Origin of the sequence: Streptomyces sp. NBC_00829, from assembly GCF_045161795.1 — a bacterium.
Classification (GTDB): Bacteria; Actinomycetota; Actinomycetes; order Streptomycetales; family Streptomycetaceae; genus Streptomyces.
Genome location: NZ_CP108867.1, coordinates 8,390,090 through 8,409,585 on the forward strand (window position 1 = coordinate 8,390,090; position 19,496 = coordinate 8,409,585).

Annotated in this window: 13 protein-coding genes and 2 pseudogenes; 5 read left to right on the forward strand and 10 right to left on the reverse strand. The window is 67.7% G+C overall.

The annotated features are described in order from the left end of the window. Positions 1-242: 242 nt before the first annotated feature. Positions 243-1,127 (reverse strand): alpha/beta hydrolase, encoded by an 885-nt coding sequence (locus tag OG293_RS37430; protein ID WP_406003189.1) that lies wholly within the window; start codon positions 1,125-1,127, stop codon positions 243-245. A 184-nt stretch (positions 1,128-1,311) separates the two neighbouring features. Here OG293_RS37430 and OG293_RS37435 point away from each other — a divergent pair, with 184 nt between their 5' ends. Beyond that, positions 1,312-2,538 (forward strand): acyltransferase family protein, encoded by a 1,227-nt coding sequence (locus tag OG293_RS37435; protein ID WP_406003830.1) that lies wholly within the window; start codon positions 1,312-1,314, stop codon positions 2,536-2,538. A 178-nt stretch (positions 2,539-2,716) separates the two neighbouring features. Here the strand turns inward: OG293_RS37435 and OG293_RS37440 are convergent, their stop codons facing one another. Beyond that, complete coding sequence (locus OG293_RS37440) at positions 2,717-3,298, reverse strand: RICIN domain-containing protein (protein ID WP_406003190.1); 582 nt, start codon at positions 3,296-3,298, stop codon at positions 2,717-2,719. A 559-nt stretch (positions 3,299-3,857) separates the two neighbouring features. Continuing rightward, positions 3,858-4,145 (reverse strand): hypothetical protein, encoded by a 288-nt coding sequence (locus OG293_RS37445; protein WP_406003191.1) that lies wholly within the window; start codon positions 4,143-4,145, stop codon positions 3,858-3,860. Positions 4,146-4,394: 249 nt separating this feature from the next. On the opposite strand from OG293_RS37445, the gene OG293_RS37450 reads away from it, so the two are divergent. After that, the gene (locus OG293_RS37450; protein ID WP_406003192.1) at positions 4,395-5,210 is read left to right on the forward strand and encodes a DUF899 domain-containing protein; all 816 of its coding nucleotides are present in this window, start codon (positions 4,395-4,397) and stop codon (positions 5,208-5,210) included. A gap of 9 nt (positions 5,211-5,219) precedes the next feature. Here OG293_RS37450 and OG293_RS37455 read toward each other — a convergent pair. The 6 genes and pseudogenes from OG293_RS37455 to OG293_RS37480 form a co-directional block, all read right to left on the reverse strand. Next, positions 5,220-5,420: pseudogene (locus OG293_RS37455) on the reverse strand (IS630 family transposase); the annotation flags it as partial. Between the two features lie 15 nt (positions 5,421-5,435). Then, positions 5,436-6,932: a UDP-N-acetylmuramoyl-L-alanyl-D-glutamate--2,6-diaminopimelate ligase gene (locus OG293_RS37460; RefSeq protein WP_406003193.1), complete on the reverse strand. Its 1,497-nt coding sequence runs from the start codon at positions 6,930-6,932 to the stop codon at positions 5,436-5,438. Positions 6,933-7,053: 121 nt separating this feature from the next. Then, positions 7,054-7,206: a hypothetical protein gene (locus tag OG293_RS37465; RefSeq protein ID WP_406003194.1), complete on the reverse strand. Its 153-nt coding sequence runs from the start codon at positions 7,204-7,206 to the stop codon at positions 7,054-7,056. 842 nt (positions 7,207-8,048) lie between these two features. Next, positions 8,049-9,164, reverse strand: coding sequence for an FAD-dependent monooxygenase (locus OG293_RS37470; RefSeq protein WP_406003195.1), 1,116 nt, complete (start codon positions 9,162-9,164; stop codon positions 8,049-8,051). 461 nt (positions 9,165-9,625) lie between these two features. Further along, positions 9,626-10,627, reverse strand: a complete 1,002-nt coding sequence (locus OG293_RS37475) for a TAXI family TRAP transporter solute-binding subunit (protein WP_406003196.1) — start codon at positions 10,625-10,627, stop codon at positions 9,626-9,628. Beyond that, positions 10,624-12,756, reverse strand: a complete 2,133-nt coding sequence (locus OG293_RS37480) for a TRAP transporter permease (protein ID WP_406003197.1) — start codon at positions 12,754-12,756, stop codon at positions 10,624-10,626. The genes OG293_RS37475 and OG293_RS37480 overlap by 4 nt, the downstream gene beginning before the upstream one ends. A gap of 1,222 nt (positions 12,757-13,978) precedes the next feature. Here OG293_RS37480 and OG293_RS37485 point away from each other — a divergent pair. Further along, complete coding sequence (locus OG293_RS37485; protein ID WP_406003198.1) at positions 13,979-14,917, forward strand: C1 family peptidase; 939 nt, start codon at positions 13,979-13,981, stop codon at positions 14,915-14,917. 123 nt (positions 14,918-15,040) lie between these two features. Here the strand turns inward: OG293_RS37485 and OG293_RS37490 are convergent, their stop codons facing one another. Beyond that, positions 15,041-15,916 carry a helix-turn-helix domain-containing protein gene (locus OG293_RS37490; RefSeq protein WP_406003199.1) on the reverse strand — a complete coding sequence of 292 codons (876 nt, stop codon included), beginning with the start codon at positions 15,914-15,916 and terminating at the stop codon, positions 15,041-15,043. A 730-nt stretch (positions 15,917-16,646) separates the two neighbouring features. Here OG293_RS37490 and OG293_RS37495 point away from each other — a divergent pair. Further along, on the forward strand, positions 16,647-18,287 hold the full coding sequence (locus OG293_RS37495) for a flavin monoamine oxidase family protein (protein ID WP_406003200.1): 1,641 nt from the start codon (positions 16,647-16,649) through the stop codon (positions 18,285-18,287). A 115-nt stretch (positions 18,288-18,402) separates the two neighbouring features. Then, a pseudogene (locus tag OG293_RS37500) lies at positions 18,403-18,546 on the forward strand (IS5/IS1182 family transposase); the annotation flags it as partial. Positions 18,547-19,496: the final 950 nt, after the last annotated feature.

The following is a 19,496-nucleotide window of genomic DNA, read 5'->3' on the forward strand; positions in this document are numbered from 1 at the left end:
CCACTGTCGCCCTGGCATGGAGCTACTGCAACCGGGGGATCGAGGTGCCCTCCGGTTGCGTTTCTGCTGTTCACAGGGCAGATCGGGCCTGCGGCACGCGGAGAGTGCAACACGTCCGGGCCCCGCGTTACACCCGAATGGCGGGAGGTACAGAGGGCGCTCGGCTCGGCGTCGACGGGCAGTAGCCCGCCGGAACGGCGGACGGCGGCGTGCTGCGTGCGTAGGATCACAGGCCTCCTGAGTCAGTCCGCCACAGGCCCTTCCATGACCTTGCTGATGAACTGGATCGGGCCCTCGCCCATGCTGGGGACGTACGTTCTGGCATTGTGCCGACCCCCCTGTATCTCTCTGAGGCTTGTGTGTATGGGCCCCTTGCCGTAGGTGGCGATAAAGCTCTTCACTGTCGGCAGGGTGTGGGTATTGCTCTCGGCGGTTCCGACCTGGAACGCAAGATAGACGTCCGGGCCGCCTTTCGCGATCAGCTTCTTCGCGAGGGCCTTCGGACTGTTCTCCTCCTTCTCCTTCTCGTGGCCCTTCCACAGACGTGAGTCCGGCGCGACGTCCGGACCGGAGGCGATCACGGCCTTGAATTTGTCCGGGTGCTTCAGGACCGCCTTCAGGCCCGCGAACCCGCCGGTGGAGGAGCCCATGAACGCCCATCCGTCACGGGATTTGATCGTGCGGAAATTGGCCTTGACGAGATCCGGGACATCCTCGGTCAGCCATGTGCCCATCTTGGGCTGGTCGGGTATGTCGGATCCGTCCCAGTACAGACCGCCGTTGTCCGGGGCCGGGTTGAGCACCGGCATGGCCAGGATCAAGGGCTTGCTCTTGCCCTCCTGGGACCAGGTGGGGATGCCCTTCTGCAGCCCGAGGTCGGTGCCCATCCAGTAGTTGTTCGGGTAGCCGGGGCCACCTGGGAGGGCGATCATGGCGGGGAAGCCGCTGTTCGCGTACTTGGGGTCGAAGTACTGCTTGGGCGCCCACACCCACACCTTGCCCTTGAAGCCGGACTTCTTGCCCTCCAGGGTGCCCTCGCGATTACACCAACCGGCCGTGAAATCTTCCCCCGCGCCGTGAAAAGAGGTCCGCTGCCTGGTGGGTGCTCTTCCGCCCGCCGGGCCCACGAAGGCGGCGACGCGATCCTGTCCAGAACAGCCTCACGGGGCCCGCTAATCGGCCCAGTTCATCGACTTTGAGGCGGACCGGCCGATCATCGGCGGGTAGTTGAACATCGGTGAGGACCAGCACGTGAGGATGAGTATGGAACCCACCCTTCCCGCCCCTCCTCCGCTGCAGCGATTACCCTCCATGCCGCCCCGATTACCCACATCCGGCGCACCGGCCCGTCCATCGCGGTTGGGCTGGCTGGACGCGTTACGAGGCATCGCGGCACTCGTCGTGGTGTTCGACCACTCGTCATACGCCTTCATGGCGGAGTTCCGGCGAGAGTTGATGCCGGAATTCAACACCAGCCGGTACGGCATCATGGTGTTCTTCCTCGTGAGCGGCTACATCATCCCCGCGTCGCTTGAACGCCGGGGCTGCGTCCGGACCTTCTGGATCGGACGATTATTCCGTATGTACCCGCTGTGGGCAGTTGTCGTCACCGCGGTACTCGCCCTCAACCTGCTGGACATCGCGGAGATCCCCGTCGAATTCGGTCGGCAGAGCGCTGCCACCGTGGCCGTCGCCCATGTCACCTTGCTCCAAGAACTGCTGGCGACGCCCAATCTCCTGCTCGTCCTGTGGACGCTCTCGTATGAGATGGCCTTCTACCTGCTCGCCGTTGCCCTTTTCACGGTCCGCCTTCACCAGCGGTCGGCCGCCGTCGCCGTCACCCTGGCCGTGCTCGCCGCCGTGAGCGGGACGGCAGGGGTCATGCTGCCGACCTCCGCCCTGTCTGGCAGGGTCGGCACCGGCCCGCTGGTCGCGCTCGCCTCGATCGCGATGGTGATCGCCATCTGCTGCACAAGTGCCGGGCCACCCGTGCTCCGCGTTTTCGGGGGCGTATTGGGTGGGGTGCTGGCGCTCGTCCTCGTCGCGTTCAACGGCACGGTCCCCATGTGGGAGGGCCTGGTAATCCTCGCCGTGATGTTCCTCGGCACCGCCGTCTACCGAGCCGAAAACGGTCAGAGCACCTGGCGGTGGGCGGCCTGCACAGCCGCCGTGGTGGTCGCCTGCGCCGTGGGGAGCGCAACGGGGCAGGGTGGCGGGTCCCATTTCACACGGCGCGGCTGGATCACAGCGTTCTTGCTGGCCGTGATCACCTTCGGTGTCGGACTGGCGTTACGCCACCGACGGCTACCGCGTCGGCTGATCGGGCTGGGAACGATCAGCTACTCGGTCTACCTGGTGCATCCGGTGCTGCTGGCGGTGACCGACGGCACGATCGGCCGGTGGCGGAGGGACAACCCCCTGCTCGAAGTGGCCTTCTATGCCGTGCTGCTACCACTGTGCGTGCTGACCTACCGTTACATCGAAGCGCCGAGCCAGACATGCGGCCGGAAGCTGGCGCGCCGCGTTCAGCCGCCGTGACGAGCACCCTGGACGCACACGTGCCGAAATCCTGCGTGGAGCAAGCCACAACGCCCCGGACCAAGGTCCGGGGCGTTGTGACGGCAAGTCCTGAGGGCTTGAAGCGTGCTGGCTAGCCTCAGAGTCCGGACCGCGCCCGATGAGGGACGCCCGGCCGGAACCCTCGATGCCCACTCAATCAGTGATTGAACAGTGACCAGCCCTGGTTAGTGGACCCATCGCAGCGGAATTGGGCGGCCTGCGCACCATTCGCGGTGCTCGCGCCAGAAATTCCCAGGCACAGGCCGCTCTTGCGATTCTTCATTGCGAAGTAACCGTCGGGGTAACCAGCGACCGGAACGAGTAGCCAGTCCTGATTGGCGTCGCCGGATCCATTCGCCTGGATAGCCGCCGCTCCGGCCGCGGTGCTTGCGTGGTCGATACCGAGGTTTCTGCCTGAACCGGCGTTCTCGAAGCTGGTATAGGGGCTGTCATTGACAGGGGTCCAGTTCTGCGCGGGCAAATTCTGGTTTCCGGTCTGCTGGACGATTTTGGCGCCGTTGGCGGTACTTGCGCCTGTGGGCTGCAGGAACTTCCCGGACTTTAAGTTCCCAATCCCAATAGTGGCGGCCTTGGCCCGGAGAGCCGTCGACAACGACACGGGCTCGTTCCAGGGCTCGCTCTGCTGCGACTGGGCGTGAGCGACCGCCGGACCAGCCACCGCAATCATTGCCCCGGCCAGAACTGTTGCGACGGCATTCTTGGTGCGTGTTGTGCGCATGATGCATCCTCACGTCTGGTGCGTCTGGTGCGTTTGTCGTCACCGGGAGCACCCAATCAGGCCGCCGGGGGAGTTCGCCAGATCGTTCGAACACTTAGACCGAAAGGGCTTGCTTGACGAGCGTGCACTCGGCATGTTCTCGAAGTCCAGCGCGAACTGAACGTGGCGAACGTCAACGACGCACTCAGCCCTTGGGAGCCGGGACGGGGCGTACCGCTCCAGGGAGCGGACGCGTGGCGGGAGCGGGCCAGCAGCATCGGGGGAGTTGCCGCCCTCGGCGTCGTGACCCGCCATCAGTTCTAGCGGTCCTTTTCGGCCTGCCGCAGCAGCCGCGCGCTGACATTGTCGTACGTGTTACTCCAAAAGCCCGAAAGCCTTGCAAGAATGGACTTCTGCGGGGCTCCGGGGTCTTCAAGATGCTTACGCAGCGCACGGTCCGCTCCTTGGCTGCAATGGAGAGCCATTCCTCCGGAGCGCAGTGAGAGTCTCCGGATCGACTCGCGCCACGCTGCCGACCACCCCAGGGTGGCGACGGGGAGAGGCGAGGCAAGGACCATCCTCAGGATGTTGTTTCGTCACCGATTGCGCGAAGCACCTCGGCAAGCCACACGAACCCGTGGCCCACGACCCTGTTGGGGTCGGACAGCATCTGCTCCAGATGCCCCCATGACTCGGAAAGCGTACCGATGGTGAGATCTCCCGGATCACTGTATATATCGTAAGCCTGATCTCGAGGCACGGACCAGAATGCTTCCTTGTTGATTTCCAACACCTGCTCATCGGCAAGAATCCGTTCCATGAGCAAGTTGAAAACACGTTTTAGCTCATCTACTGGAACCTCGGGCATCAGAAAAACACTCCCTGCATTTTTTGGCGATGTTTCTCGTGGAAGGGTTGTATTTCTTTCCTGAGGTGCCTGGCGCGCTCATCGATGATTCGTGGCGAACCTCTTCACTCGGCCGATTCTTGAGGAAACCCTTATTATCGTGCGCATCAGGATTTTCTGGATAATCCCGGAGCTTCGCCTCGCGCTCGTCTATCGGCTTCTGATACGACTCGATCGACGCTGCCCGGCCGAGACACCACGGAGGACACCATGACGACTACGCCCGGCAACGCGAGCAGCCACCTCCCCGGCAAGCCGCCCGTCGTCGACCTGGCCACCTGGCAGGCGGCGCGCGAGGAACTGCTGGTCCGCGAGAAGGCGCACACCCGTGAGGGCGACGCGATCGCCGCGGCCCGGCGGCGGCTGCCGATGGTCGAGCTCGACGGCGCGGTCGAGGTCACCGGCGTTGACGGGCCGGTCCTGTTCCTCGACCTGTTCCAGGGCCGCGACGAGCTCGTGGTCTACCAGCACATGTGGTACGACAGCGCGCCGTACCAGGGGCAGTGCGAGGGCTGCACCACCACGGCCTGGCATGTGAAGGACGCCGTCTACCTCAACGCCCGGGGCGTCTCGTTCGCCGTCCTGACCTCGGGCCCGTGGGACGAGGTGGCTCCCTACGTCGAGTTCATGGGTTACACCCAGCCCTGGTACTCGGTGCGGGGCGTGGAGGCGCCGGTCGGTGGAGAAATGGGGCACGTCGTCTGTTTCCTGCGCGACGGCGACCGCGTGTTCCTCACCTACTCCACGACGGGCCGTGGCAACGAGCCGGTCAACGGGTCCCTTGGCCTGCTCGACATGACGCCCTACGGCCGCGGCGAGGCGTGGGAGGACAACCCCGAGGGCTGGCCTGTGATCGGCGACGTCCGCGAGGGGTACCCGTCCGAGGGCCGCCAGGCCTGCTGGTACTGGCGCTCGGACGCTGGCGGCGTCGCCACCTGGGGCCCGACCAGCCGGCCCGTGCCGCAGTGGACCCGCCCCGGCGCGACCCCCGTGGAGACCCTCGGCCGGCACGGCCACCACCACTGACGCGCCTTCGTCGAAGCCGTCGGTGTTGAAGCTGTGGATCACGTCACGGACCCGGTCGGCGCTGGTGAACGTCACCTCGGTGAACTTCGCCACCGTCATGCCCTGTACGGACAACAGCACCAACTGCACCCTCCGCCATGTCAACCGAGCCCATGCCGCGGCGGATGATCCGCGGCAACCGCCTGCCTCGTCGTCATCGATGTCACGCACGCTGCGTCCCCAACCTCACAGGGCAACACACCTGGTCTGGGCCAGTTCGCGTGCCGTGGCCATATCGCTGAAGGGGAGGAGCTCCTCGCCAACGATCTGGTGCGGTTCGCTGCCCTTGCCGGCGATCAGGACCGTGTCGTCGGGGCCCGCCGCGGACAGGGCGAAGGCGATCGCCTGGCGGCGGTCGGCGTAGCGCCGGAAGGGAGTGCCGGTCGCCGTGAGGCCGGGGGAGACCTGGTCCAGGATGGCCTCGGGGTCTTCGTTGCGGGGGTTGTCCGAGGTCAGGACACAGAGGTCGGAATGGGTACCGGCGATCTGGCCCATCTCGGCCCGTTTGGTGGTGTCGCGGTCCCCGCCGCAGCCGAAGACCGTGATCACCCGGCCGCGGGCGAAGCCGCGGATGGTGGTCAGGACCTTGTCCAGGGAGTCCGGCGAGTGGGCGTAGTCCACGATCACCGACGTGCCCAGCGGAGTCCGGAAGCGTTCCAGCCGGCCCGGGACCGGCGGCATCCGGTCGAGCGCGTCGACCAGGGAGCCCAGCTCGTGCCCCAGCACGTGGCAGGCTGCCACCGTGGCCAGCGCGTTGGCCACCGAGAACCGGCCGGGTACGGGGATCGAGGCCGGGTAGGCGCGACCGTCGTGGTGGAGGGTGAACCGCGTGCCCGAGGCACTCACCACGAGGTCGGTGGCCCGGTAGTCAGCCGGGCGGTCCAGGGCGTACGTGGTCACGGCACCTGGCATCATCGACACGATGCCCGCGCCCACCGGGTCGTCGGCGTTGACCACCGCACGCCGGCACAGGCCCTGGAAGAGCCGCAGCTTGGCGTCCCGGTAGTCCGCCATCGTCCCGTGGTCGTCCAGATGGTCCTGCGTCAGGTTGGTGAAGACCCCGACGTCGATGAACGTACGGTCCACCCGGTGCGTCAGCAGCGCCATCGAGGTGGCCTCCAGCACCACGCCGGCCGCCCCGCGGTCGCGCATGTACCCCAGTAGGTACTGCAGGTCGGGAGATTCCGGCGTGGTCAGCACCGATCGCGGCATGGGGATCAGCTCGTCGCCGATCCTGCTTCCGGCGGTTCCGATCACCCCCACCCTGGAGCCCTCGGCGATCCGCAGGACGGACTCGACCATGTACGAGACGGAGGTCTTCCCGTTGGTGCCGGTGATCGCCACCATGTCCATCTGCCGCCCGGGCTCGCCGAAGTAGCGGGAGGTCACCACCGCGGCGGCCGTCCGCGCGTCGGGTACCCGGACGGCGCAGGTGCCCGGGGGCCACACCGCGGCCGGCAGGGCGGGTTCACTGCCATCGACGAGTACGGCGGCGGCGCCCCGGGCCAGGGCGGGCGAGACGGAGCCGGGGCCGCCCTCCCGGTGTCCGGGTACGGCGATGAAGAGGGAGCCCGGCGTCACCCGGTCGGCGTCGAACGTGGTTCCCGCGGTGATCAGCGTCGTGTCCGGATCACCCTGGAGTACGTGGTGCTCCTGCCCGGCCAGCAATTCGCTCAGCTTCACAATGATCCCTTCGAGGAGGCGCGGCCCGGGCGTGCGGCCGTATAGCCAGGCGGCAGCGCCGACGGCATGCCGGGAAGCTGCTGTGGTGATGTGGAGCGGAGGAGACGGAGGCGCGAAGCGCTCAGCCGTGGCCGTGCAGGGCGGTACGGCGGGTCTCGGGCGCCGCGGCGAGGGCCGCGTCGGCCGGGTCGACGACTGTCGGAATCCCGGCGGCCGGGCGCATCCCGGAGGCGGCCTGCTGCAGGCATTGCCTCGAGGAACGTGTGCGACCCATGGGCCGAGTGTACGGCCCACCCAGCGGAACGCTGCGCTTGGCCGGGCGCGGTCCCCTGCCACTCGACACACACATCGGCCGGTGTCGACACCATGACCGCGGCCGTGTGCATCCCGTGGCGCTTCCCGGCGGCGACCGCGGCGCCCTGGCATCGCGGGATGATCGCTCGCGGTCGCCGTCCAGCCGTCGCGGGGCAGGCCGGGCGCGGCGGGCTCCATCGCAAGGGCGGGAGCAGCCTGGTGATGCGGGGCCGGCGGGGCGGGGACGTCGGATCCGCCGCAGGCAGCGCTCGCCCCTGCCCGCGCTCGCCTGCCGCCGAAGGCTAAACGCACTGCGCATGCTCGGCGTCCTGTCACACCCATTCGGTGCCCGGCCGGCGAGGGCGGCACGCCGGGGCTCGGTGAACTGTGGCGGCGTTGTTTCTGGTTCTGCACCAGATACCGAGCGCGAGTTGGTGCTCTTGGCCGTCGAGACGGTCGACAATCACCGTCTCGAGGCCGGAGGCGCCCCACCGCTGTTGTGCCCTCGCGTGCGATGTCCTGGGCGAGGGCGGTCACGTCCTGCTGGAACGCCGCCGATGTCCTGCCCGGGACTGCCGGACTACTACGGAACCTGCTGCCCCGCCCGATCACCCGTTCCCGCTGATCGAGGAACCACAACTCCGTTGTCAGTGAAGCCGTTTTATTGACAGCGGATGGGTAAATCCGCAATGCCATTGACAATGACCGCGCGTAGTTGCGGCTCGCTGGGCTCTATCCATCGCCTCTGAGGTTGTGCTGCGCGCCTCCGAGCCGTTCCCACAGTACGCCTTGATCTGAGGCGAGAGTGCGGGCATGGTGCGCTCAGGGCAGCTCGCGCAGTGGCGCGGTAGCGCGTTCGTAGAGGCGTTGCGCGCCGTGGCGGAGCACGAAGTTGCGCACGGCGGGGGGCAGGGACCTGGTGCGGTCGCGCTGGCGGGTCTGCCGCTGCACCCATCTGGTCCGGGGGAGCCTGCGCTGTACGTACTGCTGGAGCAGGTCGGGGATGTGTCCCTCGGCGGTCAGTGTGTCGGCGAGGACTTGGGCGTCTTCCACGGCCATGGCGACGCCCTGCCCCATGTTGGGCGAGCTGGCGTGGGCGGCATCGCCGACGAGCATGACGTGCCCGGACGTCCATGTTCCGCAGCTCACCTCTTCCACTGGTGAGGCGTACGCCGCGCGGGCGGCGGGCGTGGCCAGGAGGTCCTGTACACGCGGGTCGAAGCCGGAGAAGAAGGGTGAGAGTTGGGCCGTTCCGTCCGTGGGGTCCTGTGGCGAGGCGGCGGATACGTCGGCATAGCAGCACGCCTGGCCCCGGCCGACGGGGTAGGCCGCAAAAGCCGTCCCGCGGCCGAGCCACACTGTCCACCGGTCGATGCCGGAGGCATCATCGGTCAGGAAGCGCCAGCAGACCTGCCCGAGGTAGCGCGTAGCGGCAGCCGGGTCGACGTACTCCCGTAGGCTCGAACGTATGCCGTCCGCTCCGACCACTACGTTGTACCGGCCGGTCTTCCCGTCAATGAACTCGACGTCCACCCCGTCGCCGGACTCTTTGAGCGATTGCAGCGTGACGCCATGCCGGACGGGCACCGGCACTATGTCGTGCAGAGCCGCATGCAGCGCCGCGCGAGTGGTTCCCACGCAATCGGCCGTGCCTCTCCACAGGTCCGCCGTGCTGATGTCGGCCAGCACCCGACCCCGGTGGCTCTGCAGCCGTTGACTGGGGAGTGGCGCTCCCGACGTGGCGAGGTGGTCCCGAAGACCCAGCGCGTTCAGCGCGCGGACGCTGTTTCCCGTCAGGAAGAGTCCGGCGCCGGTGGCACGAGGGTGGGAGGAGCGCTCAATGACGTCGACGGACATCCCCCGGTGGTGCAGCTCGGTGGCGGCGGCCAGTCCGGCGATACCGGCCCCGACCACAAGGACTTCGAGGTGAGTGGGCATGCGCCTCTCCGGTAGGGGTTTTCGTGTGTGTCATGGCTACGGCACGGTTCGTGCTCGGGGTCAACGCACAGGCCGGCGACGTGCGTTGGCGCCCCTGGTGTGTGATTGCCTCGCGGACCTGTACGGGAACGCGGGCACCGGCCGGGGCGGCGGCGCCGAGGGTTTTCCAGACGGCATCCGCATCCACCAGTGCGGCAAGCGGCCGGTCCACGTCATCCCGCGGCAACTCCACCCGCTGCCAGGCAGTCAACTCCCGCTCCTCCCGCCATCCCTTCACCGACGGCATTCGCCGCCCCCGCCGCAGAGGCGACACGATGTGCCGTCTCTGCGGCAGGGCAGCCGGGTTCATGCCTGACCAGCCCAAGAGCAGCGGCCACGTTCGGAAAGACACCCGCTGCCGACACAGCGTGTCGGTGGTGCAGGGCGTTGGCCGGACGCCCCGCACTGGCCCGAGGCGGGGCTCAGGCCATGACGGTTCGGTTCGCCAGCGCGGCTTTGGCGCCCGGATTCAGGGGCAGCGGCGTGGTGTTGGGAGCGTCGCTGGCGCTGATCTCCTTGGCGGCCGGGTTGACCTGCTCCAGATTGGACTGGTGGTCGAAGAGCACATTGGTGATCTTCTTGGCCAGTTCCGGGTCGAAGCCCTTCTTCACCAGCAGCACGTTGGGCACGATCACGGTCGGGATGTCGCCAGGCTGCTTGTAGGCGGAGGCCGGTATCGTGCCCCGCCGGTAGACGTCGCCGTACTCCTTGCGCAGCGCCGACAGTTGCGGGGTGATGTCGAGGAAGCGCACCTTGCCGCCCAGCGTGGTGGTGAGGTCCGTGATTCCCGCGGTGGGCACGCCGCCCGACCAGAACAGGCCGTCCACCGTGCCGTCCTTCATGGCGTCGACGGTCTCGGGCAGTTGCAGGCGCTGTGCCCGTACGTCCTTGTTCATGTCGAGCCCGCCGGCGGCGAGAAGACGCTTGGCAATGACCTCGGTGCCGGAGCCGGGCGCTCCGGTGGAGATGCGCTTGCCCTTCATGTCCGCCAGCGACTTGATTCCGGAGTCGGCCCGGACGACCACCTGGGTGTAGTTCGGGTAGAGCCGGGCGAGCGCCTCCACCGGCTGCCGGGTGGTGAAGGAACCCTTGCCGCGGACCGCGTCGCCGGCGGTGTCCAGGAGGGAGAAGCCGATGTCGTAGTCGCCCGCGACGACGCCCTGGATGTTCTGCACGGAGCCGCCGGTGGCGGTCGCGGTGGCGCGGTAGCCCTCGATGTTGTCCGAGATCAGCTTGCCCAGACCGCCACCGAGTTGGTAATAGACCCCGGTGGTATTGCCGGTCGCGATCGTGATCCGACCGCCGCCGGCACCCTTGTCGGCCTGGTCGTGCTGGTCGTGCTGCTTTCCGCCGCAACCGGCGGCAGTGAGGACCAGGGCCGCAACCGCGGCGGCAAGTCCCAGGGCACGAGGACGCATGTTCATGGGGTGGAGCTGCCTTTCATCAGAGGAACTTCAGTAGTGGCCCCCTCCGCGGCGCAGCGTATTCGCGCTGCCAGGCGACGGCGGACGACATGGATGGCGAGCGCGACCGCCGAGAGCGCCGAGCCGGCGATCAGCGAGACGGGCTCGAGGTACAGCAGAAGGAGTGCGGCGACAGCGCAGAGGCCACGTTCGACCCGAGTGCTCGGCCCGAGCATCCAGCCGCCGGTGGCGGCCGCCAGTGCGGCGACCGCGAGCGCGGAGACGCAGGTGACCCAGGCGATGTCCGCGAAAGATCCCTGGCCCAGCAGATGGGCGCCATTGTCGGTGAGCACGAACGAGAACGGGATCAAGAACGCGGGCAGGGAATACTTCCAGGTTTCGTTCATCGTCCGGATCGGACTGCCGCCGGTGACGGCCGCGGACGCCGCGGCGGCCAATGCCGTGGGCGGGGTCACCTCGGACAGCACGGCGTAGTAGAAGATGAACATGTACGCCTCCGGGGCGGTGACGCCGAGGGAGGTCATCGCCGGTGCGATGATCACCGCGGAGATGATGAACGACGCGGTCACCGGCACGGCAAGTCCGAGGATCGAGACGGAGACAGCCGCGAAGAGCGCCGTCAGCGTGAGCTTCACGACCGGATCGTTGCCGAGCGCGCCCGCAGCGTCCACGATGATCGACGCGAGGTTCAGGCCGAGCCCGGTCTCGGTGACGACGGCGACGATGATCCCCGCCGCGGCGCACGTGGCGATCACCGGCAGCACCGACCTTGTGCCCTGCGCCAGCGCCTGGTACAGCCGTCGTGGGGTCATCCGGTGGGCAGGGTCGAGGAACGACAGCGCGAACTGCACCGCCGTCGCGTAGACCACCGCCTTGAAGGGGGGCAGGTCCGCCGCCATGAAGCCGACGATGAGGAAGAGCGACAGAAAGTGGTAACCGAACCTGGCAAGCAGCCGCCAAGGCGATCGGCGCTCGCCCTCCACTGTCTCGTTGAGGCTTTTGCGGGCGTCGATCTCGATCGCCAGCAGAATGCCGAGGTAGTACAGGAGCGTCGGCACGGTGGCGTAGATCAGCACCGTGACGTAGCTCTCCCGTAGGTACTCTGCGATGACGAAGGCGGCGGCCCCCAGAGTGGGAGGCGACAGGATCGCCCCGATCCCCGCGGCGGCGAGCACACCCCCGCCCTTCTCCGGCGAGTAACCGGCCCTGCGCAACAACGGCCACGCCACCGAGCCGAGGCTGACCGCCGTTGCGGTGCCGGAACCGGAGACGGTGCCCATCAGCAGGCCCGCAGCCGTCACGGTGCGGCCAGGTGCGCTGCGGGACCCGCGGAACGCGGCGAAGGACACGTCGATGAAGAACCTCCCGGCTCCCGACAGCTCCAGCACGGTTCCGTAGAGCGTGAACAGGACGATGTAACCGGCCGCCACCTTGAGTGGCATCCCGTAGAACCCGTCGGCGCCCATGAAGAGGTTGGCAAGGATCGCGTCCACATCGAGGCCGCCGTGCGCCAGCGACCACTCGTACGGGAGCAGGCCCCCGTAGTAGGCGTAGAGCAGGAAGCCCGCACAGAACACCGGCAGCACCCACCCAGTGGTCCGCCGACACGCCTCGAGGACCAGCAGGAGCAGTACCAGTGCAACGACGGTGTCAAGAACGGTGGGCAGTTGCCGCCGCTCGAGGAAGCCGTCGAAGTCGAGGAGCGGATACCCGCAGACCACCACCGCGACCGCGGCCAGCACCCAGTCGACGACCCCCGGATCGTCGCCACGGGGCCTGTCGACGCCGGCGCCGTCCCCCGGGTCGCTCAGACCCGCCCCTGTCGCGCGACGCCACGGCAGCCGGAGGGCTGCGGTGCGCAAACCCGCGCGGTGCGTCAGGAAACAGAGCGGCAGCGCCACGGCGAGGAAGACGGTGACGTAGTACTGGGAACCCTCCTCCAGCGGAAAGAAGACCGTGCAGAGTGCGAAGACCGAAAGCGCGGCGCAGACCGCTGACACCACGGCACCGACGACGGGCGAGTGCCGCCGCATCGGCCGCTCCTGCTCGTACTCGGCAACCAGCTCTTCGACGGTCGGCTGGGGCGGCAACGGCGTGTTCTCTTTTCTGGTGTTCCGGGAAAGGTGCACGACCAGAAGGCTGGTCTTGGCGCGGGGAGCGATTTTCCAGCGATCTTGAGGCGCAACGCACATGCCAGCAGAGCGCCCGGCCCGCCGTCTACCGAGGAGTAGGCGATAACCGTGAACTTTTCGGCCTCGGGGCCATGGTTTCGGTCACCTCTTTTCGGGTGAGTGACCTTCAAAGGCGCGCCCCTGCCGACCTGAACGGCGTCGGCAGCATCGCTGGGCGGGCCGACGCCCATGAGGTAGCGACCTACGCTGCTTCCGCATGGCTGCCGTCGGTGCCCCTGGAGCATCCAGGTGCGCGGAGAGCGAATCGGCCCCCAAATCGCGCGTCTGCAGCCGCGGATGGTCTGGAGCAGCGCCCGGTCCGCGGCCGATTGCGGCGAACCGGGAGTCGGCACCACGAATCCGCCATCGGCCCCTTGACGGCTGAGCCGCCGACCACCCCAGTCGCTCGTGCGGGACCCGCCGCGCGGCTTGGCCAGCCGGCACCGCCACCACTGGCCCGGTCGACGCGTCCCCAGCCCAGTTGGCTTCCCTTGAGACCTCTGTGAAGGCCCCGTTGGCCACGGCGGCTCTCAAGAGGAGATCACCCTCAATGCCTCCGGACGCGCCCCTCCCGCACAGCGGGGGAACCTCACTCCGACACCTGGCGATCAACACCCTCCGCGCAAGCGGGCACCCCAGCATCGCCGCCGGCCTGGGCGTCGACGTCCTACGAGCCCTTCACCCGACCACTCGACGTCCTTGCCATCACCTGGCCCGGGAACCCGCATGGCCACCATGCCTTTGAATCAGCCCTGGCCGTACCCGGGCGGAACAAGAATGAGTGCCCGGGACTTGGCGCCGACAGGTCATACGGCAATGGCTGTCACCTCGCTTCGGTAAACGCTGCTCACGTCCTTCGGCAGGGCCGGTCACGGTCTTCCGTTCGCGGTACGACCCGGGCGTAGAAGCTCTTTGTACGTTCCTCACCCGGCGATCCGGAAGACCAAAAGCGTCAGCGGCGCAATTGCGTCAAAGCGCGATACCGGCCGCCACCTGCATGCCGGGTCGACTCCTCGGAATAATTCCGCACTTGAGAATGTCGCAGCCTTGCCGTGGACACGCCACGACTGCTACAACTTCGGCTGCCGGAAAGCGCGTTGTAAAAGAAAGTCGCTCTCCGGAAAACCGCAGCCGCCCTGGGTCGACATCGCCCTGCGGCATTTCCCCCCTCGGAGTCCACGTGCAGAAGAAGTCCATTCCCCTGCTGATCGCCGCCGCAGGCAGCGTCGTACTGACCCTCACCGCCGCCCCGGCGACGCACGCGGCCGACCCCCACCCCGGAGTCTCAACCGAGGCCCGCCAGCACCACGGGCTCGGAGCGCTGCCCGACCGCCGCACGGGCAAACTGCCGTCCCACGCGCAGATCTCGTCCGCTCTGCGAGCCATCGCACCGGTCACCGGGACCGCTCACGCGGCCGCGGTGACCGCCGGCCGTGTGCCCTCGTCGGCCGGCGTCGACCTGTCCCGCTACGCCGCCAGTCCGGGCAACCAGGGTTCGGTCAACTCCTGTGTGTCGTGGGCGATCGCCCACTCGGCCTTCAGCATTCTGGAGAACGAACAGGGAATATCCGGCGGCCCCCAGGCCCCGATGTACACCTACTCCCAGCTCGTGCGCGGCCAGAACATAGGCACATACCCGTCCGCCACGCTCGCCATAGCCGAGCGTCAGGGCGTGGACGCCCGTTCGCACTACTGGCAGGGCGACTACGACTACACCACCCAGCCCACCAGCAGCCAGCGGGCCAACGCCGCGCGCTGGAGGCTATCGGGTCACGTCGCGCTGCGCACGGGCACCAGCATCACAACGGATGTCCAGAGCGCCCTCAACCATGGCGAACCCGTCATCGTCTCCATCCCGTACTACGACGGCTTCGGGAGGCTCAACACCCAGCAGGCGGACACCTACACCTACTACCCGTCCCCGGCCGACGTGAGTTCGTGGCAGAGGCAGGGGCGGCCCAGCCACGAGGTCACCATCGTCGGCTACAACAGTCAGGGCGTCAAGATCGAGAACTCCTGGGGCACCGGGTGGGGTCACGGCGGCTTCGCCACCCTCCCCTGGCGCTTCCTGACCAACCTGGCCCTGGACGCCAACGCGCTCGGCAGGCTGGTCCAGTAACTCATCCTTGCACCGGGGGCGGCACGGGCCATGTGCCCGCACCGCCCCCGGTGCCCAGGTCAGCAGGGCCTTTCCGGCGGCATGCGTGGGCCCGTGACCGCTCGCTGAACCGAGTGGACCTGCTCACGGCGTCCACCCGGCGGCCTTGGCCTTCAGCGCAAGTTGAAACCGGCTCGATGTACCCGTGAGGTCCATCAAGCGCTCGACGTGGCGGGTGACGGTGCGCCTGCTGACACCGAGGTTGCGGGCGGCGACCTCGTCCGTCACTCCGGCGGCGAGGAGACTGATCAGCTGGCGTTCCACGGGGCGCAGCCGCTCCGCGCCCCTGTTTGACAGCGCGGGCCGCTCGTCGGCGGAGAAGGGAGTGGCACTGCGCCAGTACATCTCGAACAGGGCGGTGAGGGCGGGCAGAAGGCTGCACCAGCGCACGAGAAGCGCGCTGTGGTGGGCGTCGGCCTCGGAGTCCGTCAGCGAGACGAGGGCAAGACGATCGTCGACGATCATCATTTTCGCGGGGACCTCGGGCAGTACTCTCGCCTCCTCCCCCGCGAGAATGCAGGGAAGGACATTACGCTGATAGCGCTGTGCGTTCTCAATGGCAGAACGAACGTACAGAACTTGGTACGAGACCCCGCGCGCCAAGTTCGCCGTCTCAATATCGTTCTCGATGGTGGGAGCGCCGTAGGGGGGAGTGTCGAAGGTCCGTATGCGGTGCACCGCGCTGCGTTCCAGCTCGGCGACGCGGATTTGTACGTCCCCTGCCGCCACGATCTCCACGGCCGACGGGGCCGGAATACCGAAATTCCTGCGATAAGTACCGTATGCGTCGCACGTGGCATTCTCCCGTACGGCGAGATCGGCCTGCCGGCGAAGCGCGAGAAAACTCAGCCCTGCGGTGGGTTCCAACGGAGCCAGCGGACCATCACCCTCGGCCGGACAGCTCACCATGGCAAAACCCTGCAGCTCCGCGACGGCGGCATACAGCGAATCGCGGGACATACCCAGCCTCTCCGCGATGTGCGCCCGGGTGCACGACCCGGCGTCCAGCAGTACCTCGTAGACCCGTGCCGCGTCCAAGGGCAGGCCCAGCTCAATCAAATGACGCGCAATGGAACCGGGCACTGTCGCCTCCTCATACGAGTAAACGACGGCCGGTAGCCGGGCAGGACCGCCGTAGCGGCACCCTATCGCCGGGGCTCCGGATTTCGCCCACCAGTCCGCAGGCCCTCGGCACCCCATGGCTGCCCGATCAAGCCACGGGATTCCGGGCGCATTCGGCGTCGCCGGTTCTGTGAGCCGAGGACCGTGAAGGTGTGTTGACTGAACCAACTCAGGCATATTCGCAGGCCAGTTCAGGTTTCCGCTAGCTTCCCGCCATGCCCGACGAACGGCACGGAAGGGATCTGAAGAGCGTCGTCCTGGGCACACCTCCGTACGGCCCCCGGCACGCTACGCCCTCGTCAGGCGGCGCTGCATCCGGGTGGCGCGTCCCGGCCTTCGGGCTGGCACGCGCCAGTCTCCGATCCGTGTCGGCGTACGCCGGTCACGTGTCAACGTCCGTCTCGTGCGCTCGCCTGGACGGTCGGAGTCCGAGGCGCCGTTCCGGGCAGAACCCTTCCACGGGCTGGTTCTCTGCATATGTGTGCGGCAATTAATGGGCCAAGGCTTCCGCCAGGTATGTGTCCGCGGAGCCGAGAGAGAGCTCGCCCGTCTGATCGAGAGGTGAGCCATGAGTGAGCAGAACAGCGATGTCGACCGGAGCGCGCTGGGCCTGTACCACGCGATGTCCGGTTTGGCAGGGCCGCTGAGTTCTGGTGTCAGTGCCCCGCTGGACTTCACCGCCGCACCGCGCGCGGCCGGGGAGATGCGGTCCGTCCTGATCCTGGGGGCGGGCGTCGGCGGATTGACCGCCGCCTACGAACTGAGCAGGCTCGGCTACCGGTGCACGGTCCTGGAACCTCAGCTCCGCACCGGCGGCCGCAACCGCACCGCCCGAGGCGGCGACGAACTGTACGAGCTGGACGACACCGGCGCCTCGGTACTGACCCACACCGTCGACTTTGACCCCGGCCTGTACCTCAACCTCGGCCCGGGGCGCATTCCGTACCATCACCGCCGTGTCCTGCGGTACTGCTCCGAGCTTCGGGTCGAGCTGGAGCCGTACATCATGGAGACGACGGCGAACCTCCTGCACCGCGCCGGACACACCCCGCCCGGCGCGCCCTGGCGCAACCGGCGGATCGCCAACGACACCCGGGGCCATATCGCGGCGCTGCTGTCCGCCACGCTCGACGAGGACGACGAGCAGTCCGAACTGCTGCGGAACCTGCTGCGCAAGTTCGGTGACCTCGACGAGGAAGGGAAGTACGAGGGGTCCACCCGCTCCGGCTACGCCGAGCCGGTGGACGTGCACGACTTCCCGACCCCCGCAGCACCCCCGCTGGCCCTCGCCGACCTCGTCGCCTCCGAGTTCTGGGATTACCCCTTCTACCAGCCGGTCGATCATCTGTGGCAAGCCACGATGTTCCAGCCGGTCGGCGGCATGGACAAGATCGTCGAGGCACTCACGAAGACGATCACCGGACGGTACGACGTCGCCGTCGAGTTGGGAGCCAAGGTCACCGGCATCGAGCTGACGGACAACGGGGTCGAGGTCAAGTACGTTCAGCGCGGGCAGACTCGCACGGAGACGGCCGACCTCTGCGTGAGCAACATCCCGCTGCCGGTATTGAAGGATCTGACGCTGACCGGCTTCTCACCGGAGTTCCGGCACTCCGTCGGACTGGTGGGCTTCGCGCCGACGTGCAAGGTCGGCTGGCAGGCGAACCGGCGGTTCTGGGAGGACGACCGCAACCAGATCTACGGCGGCATCAGCTGGACCGACCATCCCATCACCCAGGTGTGGTATCCGTCCAACGACTACTTCTCGGGGACGGGCACCCTCACGGGGGCGTACAACTTCGGCGAGAACGCGCTCAGCCTGGGCAAGCGTGAGCCCGCCGACCGGCTGCGCTTCGCCCTTGAGGGCGCGGCTCAGCTGCACCGGGAGTTCAACGACCGCGGCACTGTGCCGTCCGAGCTGGGAGTCAGCATCGCCTGGCACAAGGTGCCCCACCAGCTGGGCGGCTGGGCCGACTGGGACCCGTCCGACTCGGACCACATGGTCGCCTACAAGCAACTCCTCGAGCCCGAGGGCAACGGAAGCTTCTACGTCGTCGGCGACCAGGCGTCGCCGCTGCCCGGCTGGCAGGAGGGCGCGATGATGTCGGCACAGTACGTCGTCGCCCAAGTCCTCGGCCTCCTGCCACGTACTGCACCGGACACGGTCCAGGTCCCCGACGCCACCTTCCTCACGCAGGGTCTCGTCTAGGACCTGTCTCCGGGAGCGGGACCCTGCACACACGGGCCAGCTAGGTGTTCTGTCCTGGGAGGTTGTGGACGGGTGAGCCAGGTCTCGGTTGAGGGATCTTGAACAGGACCTGTTGCACCGGCGGCAGCGGGACGGCACCTGGCATCGGATCTTCACCGCGCTCCAGGCCCAGGCCGACGCGAAAGGGCTGATTACCTGGGACATCAACGTCGACTCCACGGTGTGCCGGGCGCACCAGCACGCCGCCCGGGCGAGGAAAGGGGAGCTGCAGAAGGAACCGCCCGGCGGCGTCACCGTCGACTTCCGGAGTGAGGCTGGCCGCGACCCTCGTCCAGCAGGCCGGACTCAGTCCGGAACAGCTCCGTTCGTTGCCCACGCCCCCGTCCCGCCAGAAGGCTCCGGCGAGGGTGCCGGACGCGCGGACCAGCCCTGTTGGTGTGATTCGACGGGCTCGACGCCCTCGGTCGGCTGTGCCGTGCCCGTCTGCTGAGTTGGGTCCTGCTGGCCCGCACCGACGTGTTCGTCACTGCTGCTCTCATGGCTGACCGGCGTCCCCTGCCCTTGCCCGGGCGCAGTGTTCGCCTGCGTCTTCTCCGCCGTCGGCCCCGGTGCGTTGTGGTAGGCAGGTGTGGCGGCTTGGCTCGGTGTCCCGACCTCGCCTGTTTGGTGGCGCGGCGATCGAGTCGCGGAAGGGGAGGGAGCGGATGTCGGCGTGGTGTTGGCAGCCGATGGAGCCGAAGGGAAACGTGCGGGAAGCGAATCGCTCTGAGCCTCAGGCCGACAAACCTGGCCAAGCCGACCGGAGTCCATCGGATCCTGAAACCTGGCCGAACCTGACTGGATCGTGATGCCGTAGTCCCCAGCAGGCTGGTAGCCATTGTGCTGGGTATGCGAGAACCAGTGCCTTTGCTGGTCCTCCGGAGTGGGTGACCTCTGCCCCTGCTGGTCCCGCGGAGTGGGTGTGCGGGGGAGCGGCGCCGCGGCATCGCCCGGGTTCGGCGTCCCAGCGTGTCCGCCAGCGCCGGGAAGCTGTGGGCTCGGGTCGTCCGAGGGCAGCGAGGATGGTGATGATGACGTGCCGTCACTGCTCAGCATCCAACCGACGACAACGAGACTTCCTGCCACGCCGATCCCGCAGGCTCCCGCGAGCTTGCCGGCCTTGCCCACGGGGCGTGTTGACCTGCTGAACTGGCCTGAGGTCCGGCGCCG

Coding starts and splice junctions, on each gene's coding strand:
- OG293_RS37435 (WP_406003830.1), top strand. CDS start 1,312: ATGCCGCCCCGATTACCCACATCCGGCGCACCGGCCCGTCCATCGCGG.
- OG293_RS37440 (WP_406003190.1), bottom strand. CDS start 3,298: ATGCGCACAACACGCACCAAGAATGCCGTCGCAACAGTTCTGGCCGGG.
- OG293_RS37445 (WP_406003191.1), bottom strand. CDS start 4,145: ATGCCCGAGGTTCCAGTAGATGAGCTAAAACGTGTTTTCAACTTGCTC.
- OG293_RS37450 (WP_406003192.1), top strand. CDS start 4,395: ATGACGACTACGCCCGGCAACGCGAGCAGCCACCTCCCCGGCAAGCCG.
- OG293_RS37465 (WP_406003194.1), bottom strand. CDS start 7,206: ATGGGTCGCACACGTTCCTCGAGGCAATGCCTGCAGCAGGCCGCCTCC.
- OG293_RS37470 (WP_406003195.1), bottom strand. CDS start 9,164: ATGCCCACTCACCTCGAAGTCCTTGTGGTCGGGGCCGGTATCGCCGGA.
- OG293_RS37475 (WP_406003196.1), bottom strand. CDS start 10,627: ATGAACATGCGTCCTCGTGCCCTGGGACTTGCCGCCGCGGTTGCGGCC.
- OG293_RS37490 (WP_406003199.1), bottom strand. CDS start 15,916: ATGTCCCGCGATTCGCTGTATGCCGCCGTCGCGGAGCTGCAGGGTTTT.
- OG293_RS37495 (WP_406003200.1), top strand. CDS start 16,647: ATGAGTGAGCAGAACAGCGATGTCGACCGGAGCGCGCTGGGCCTGTAC.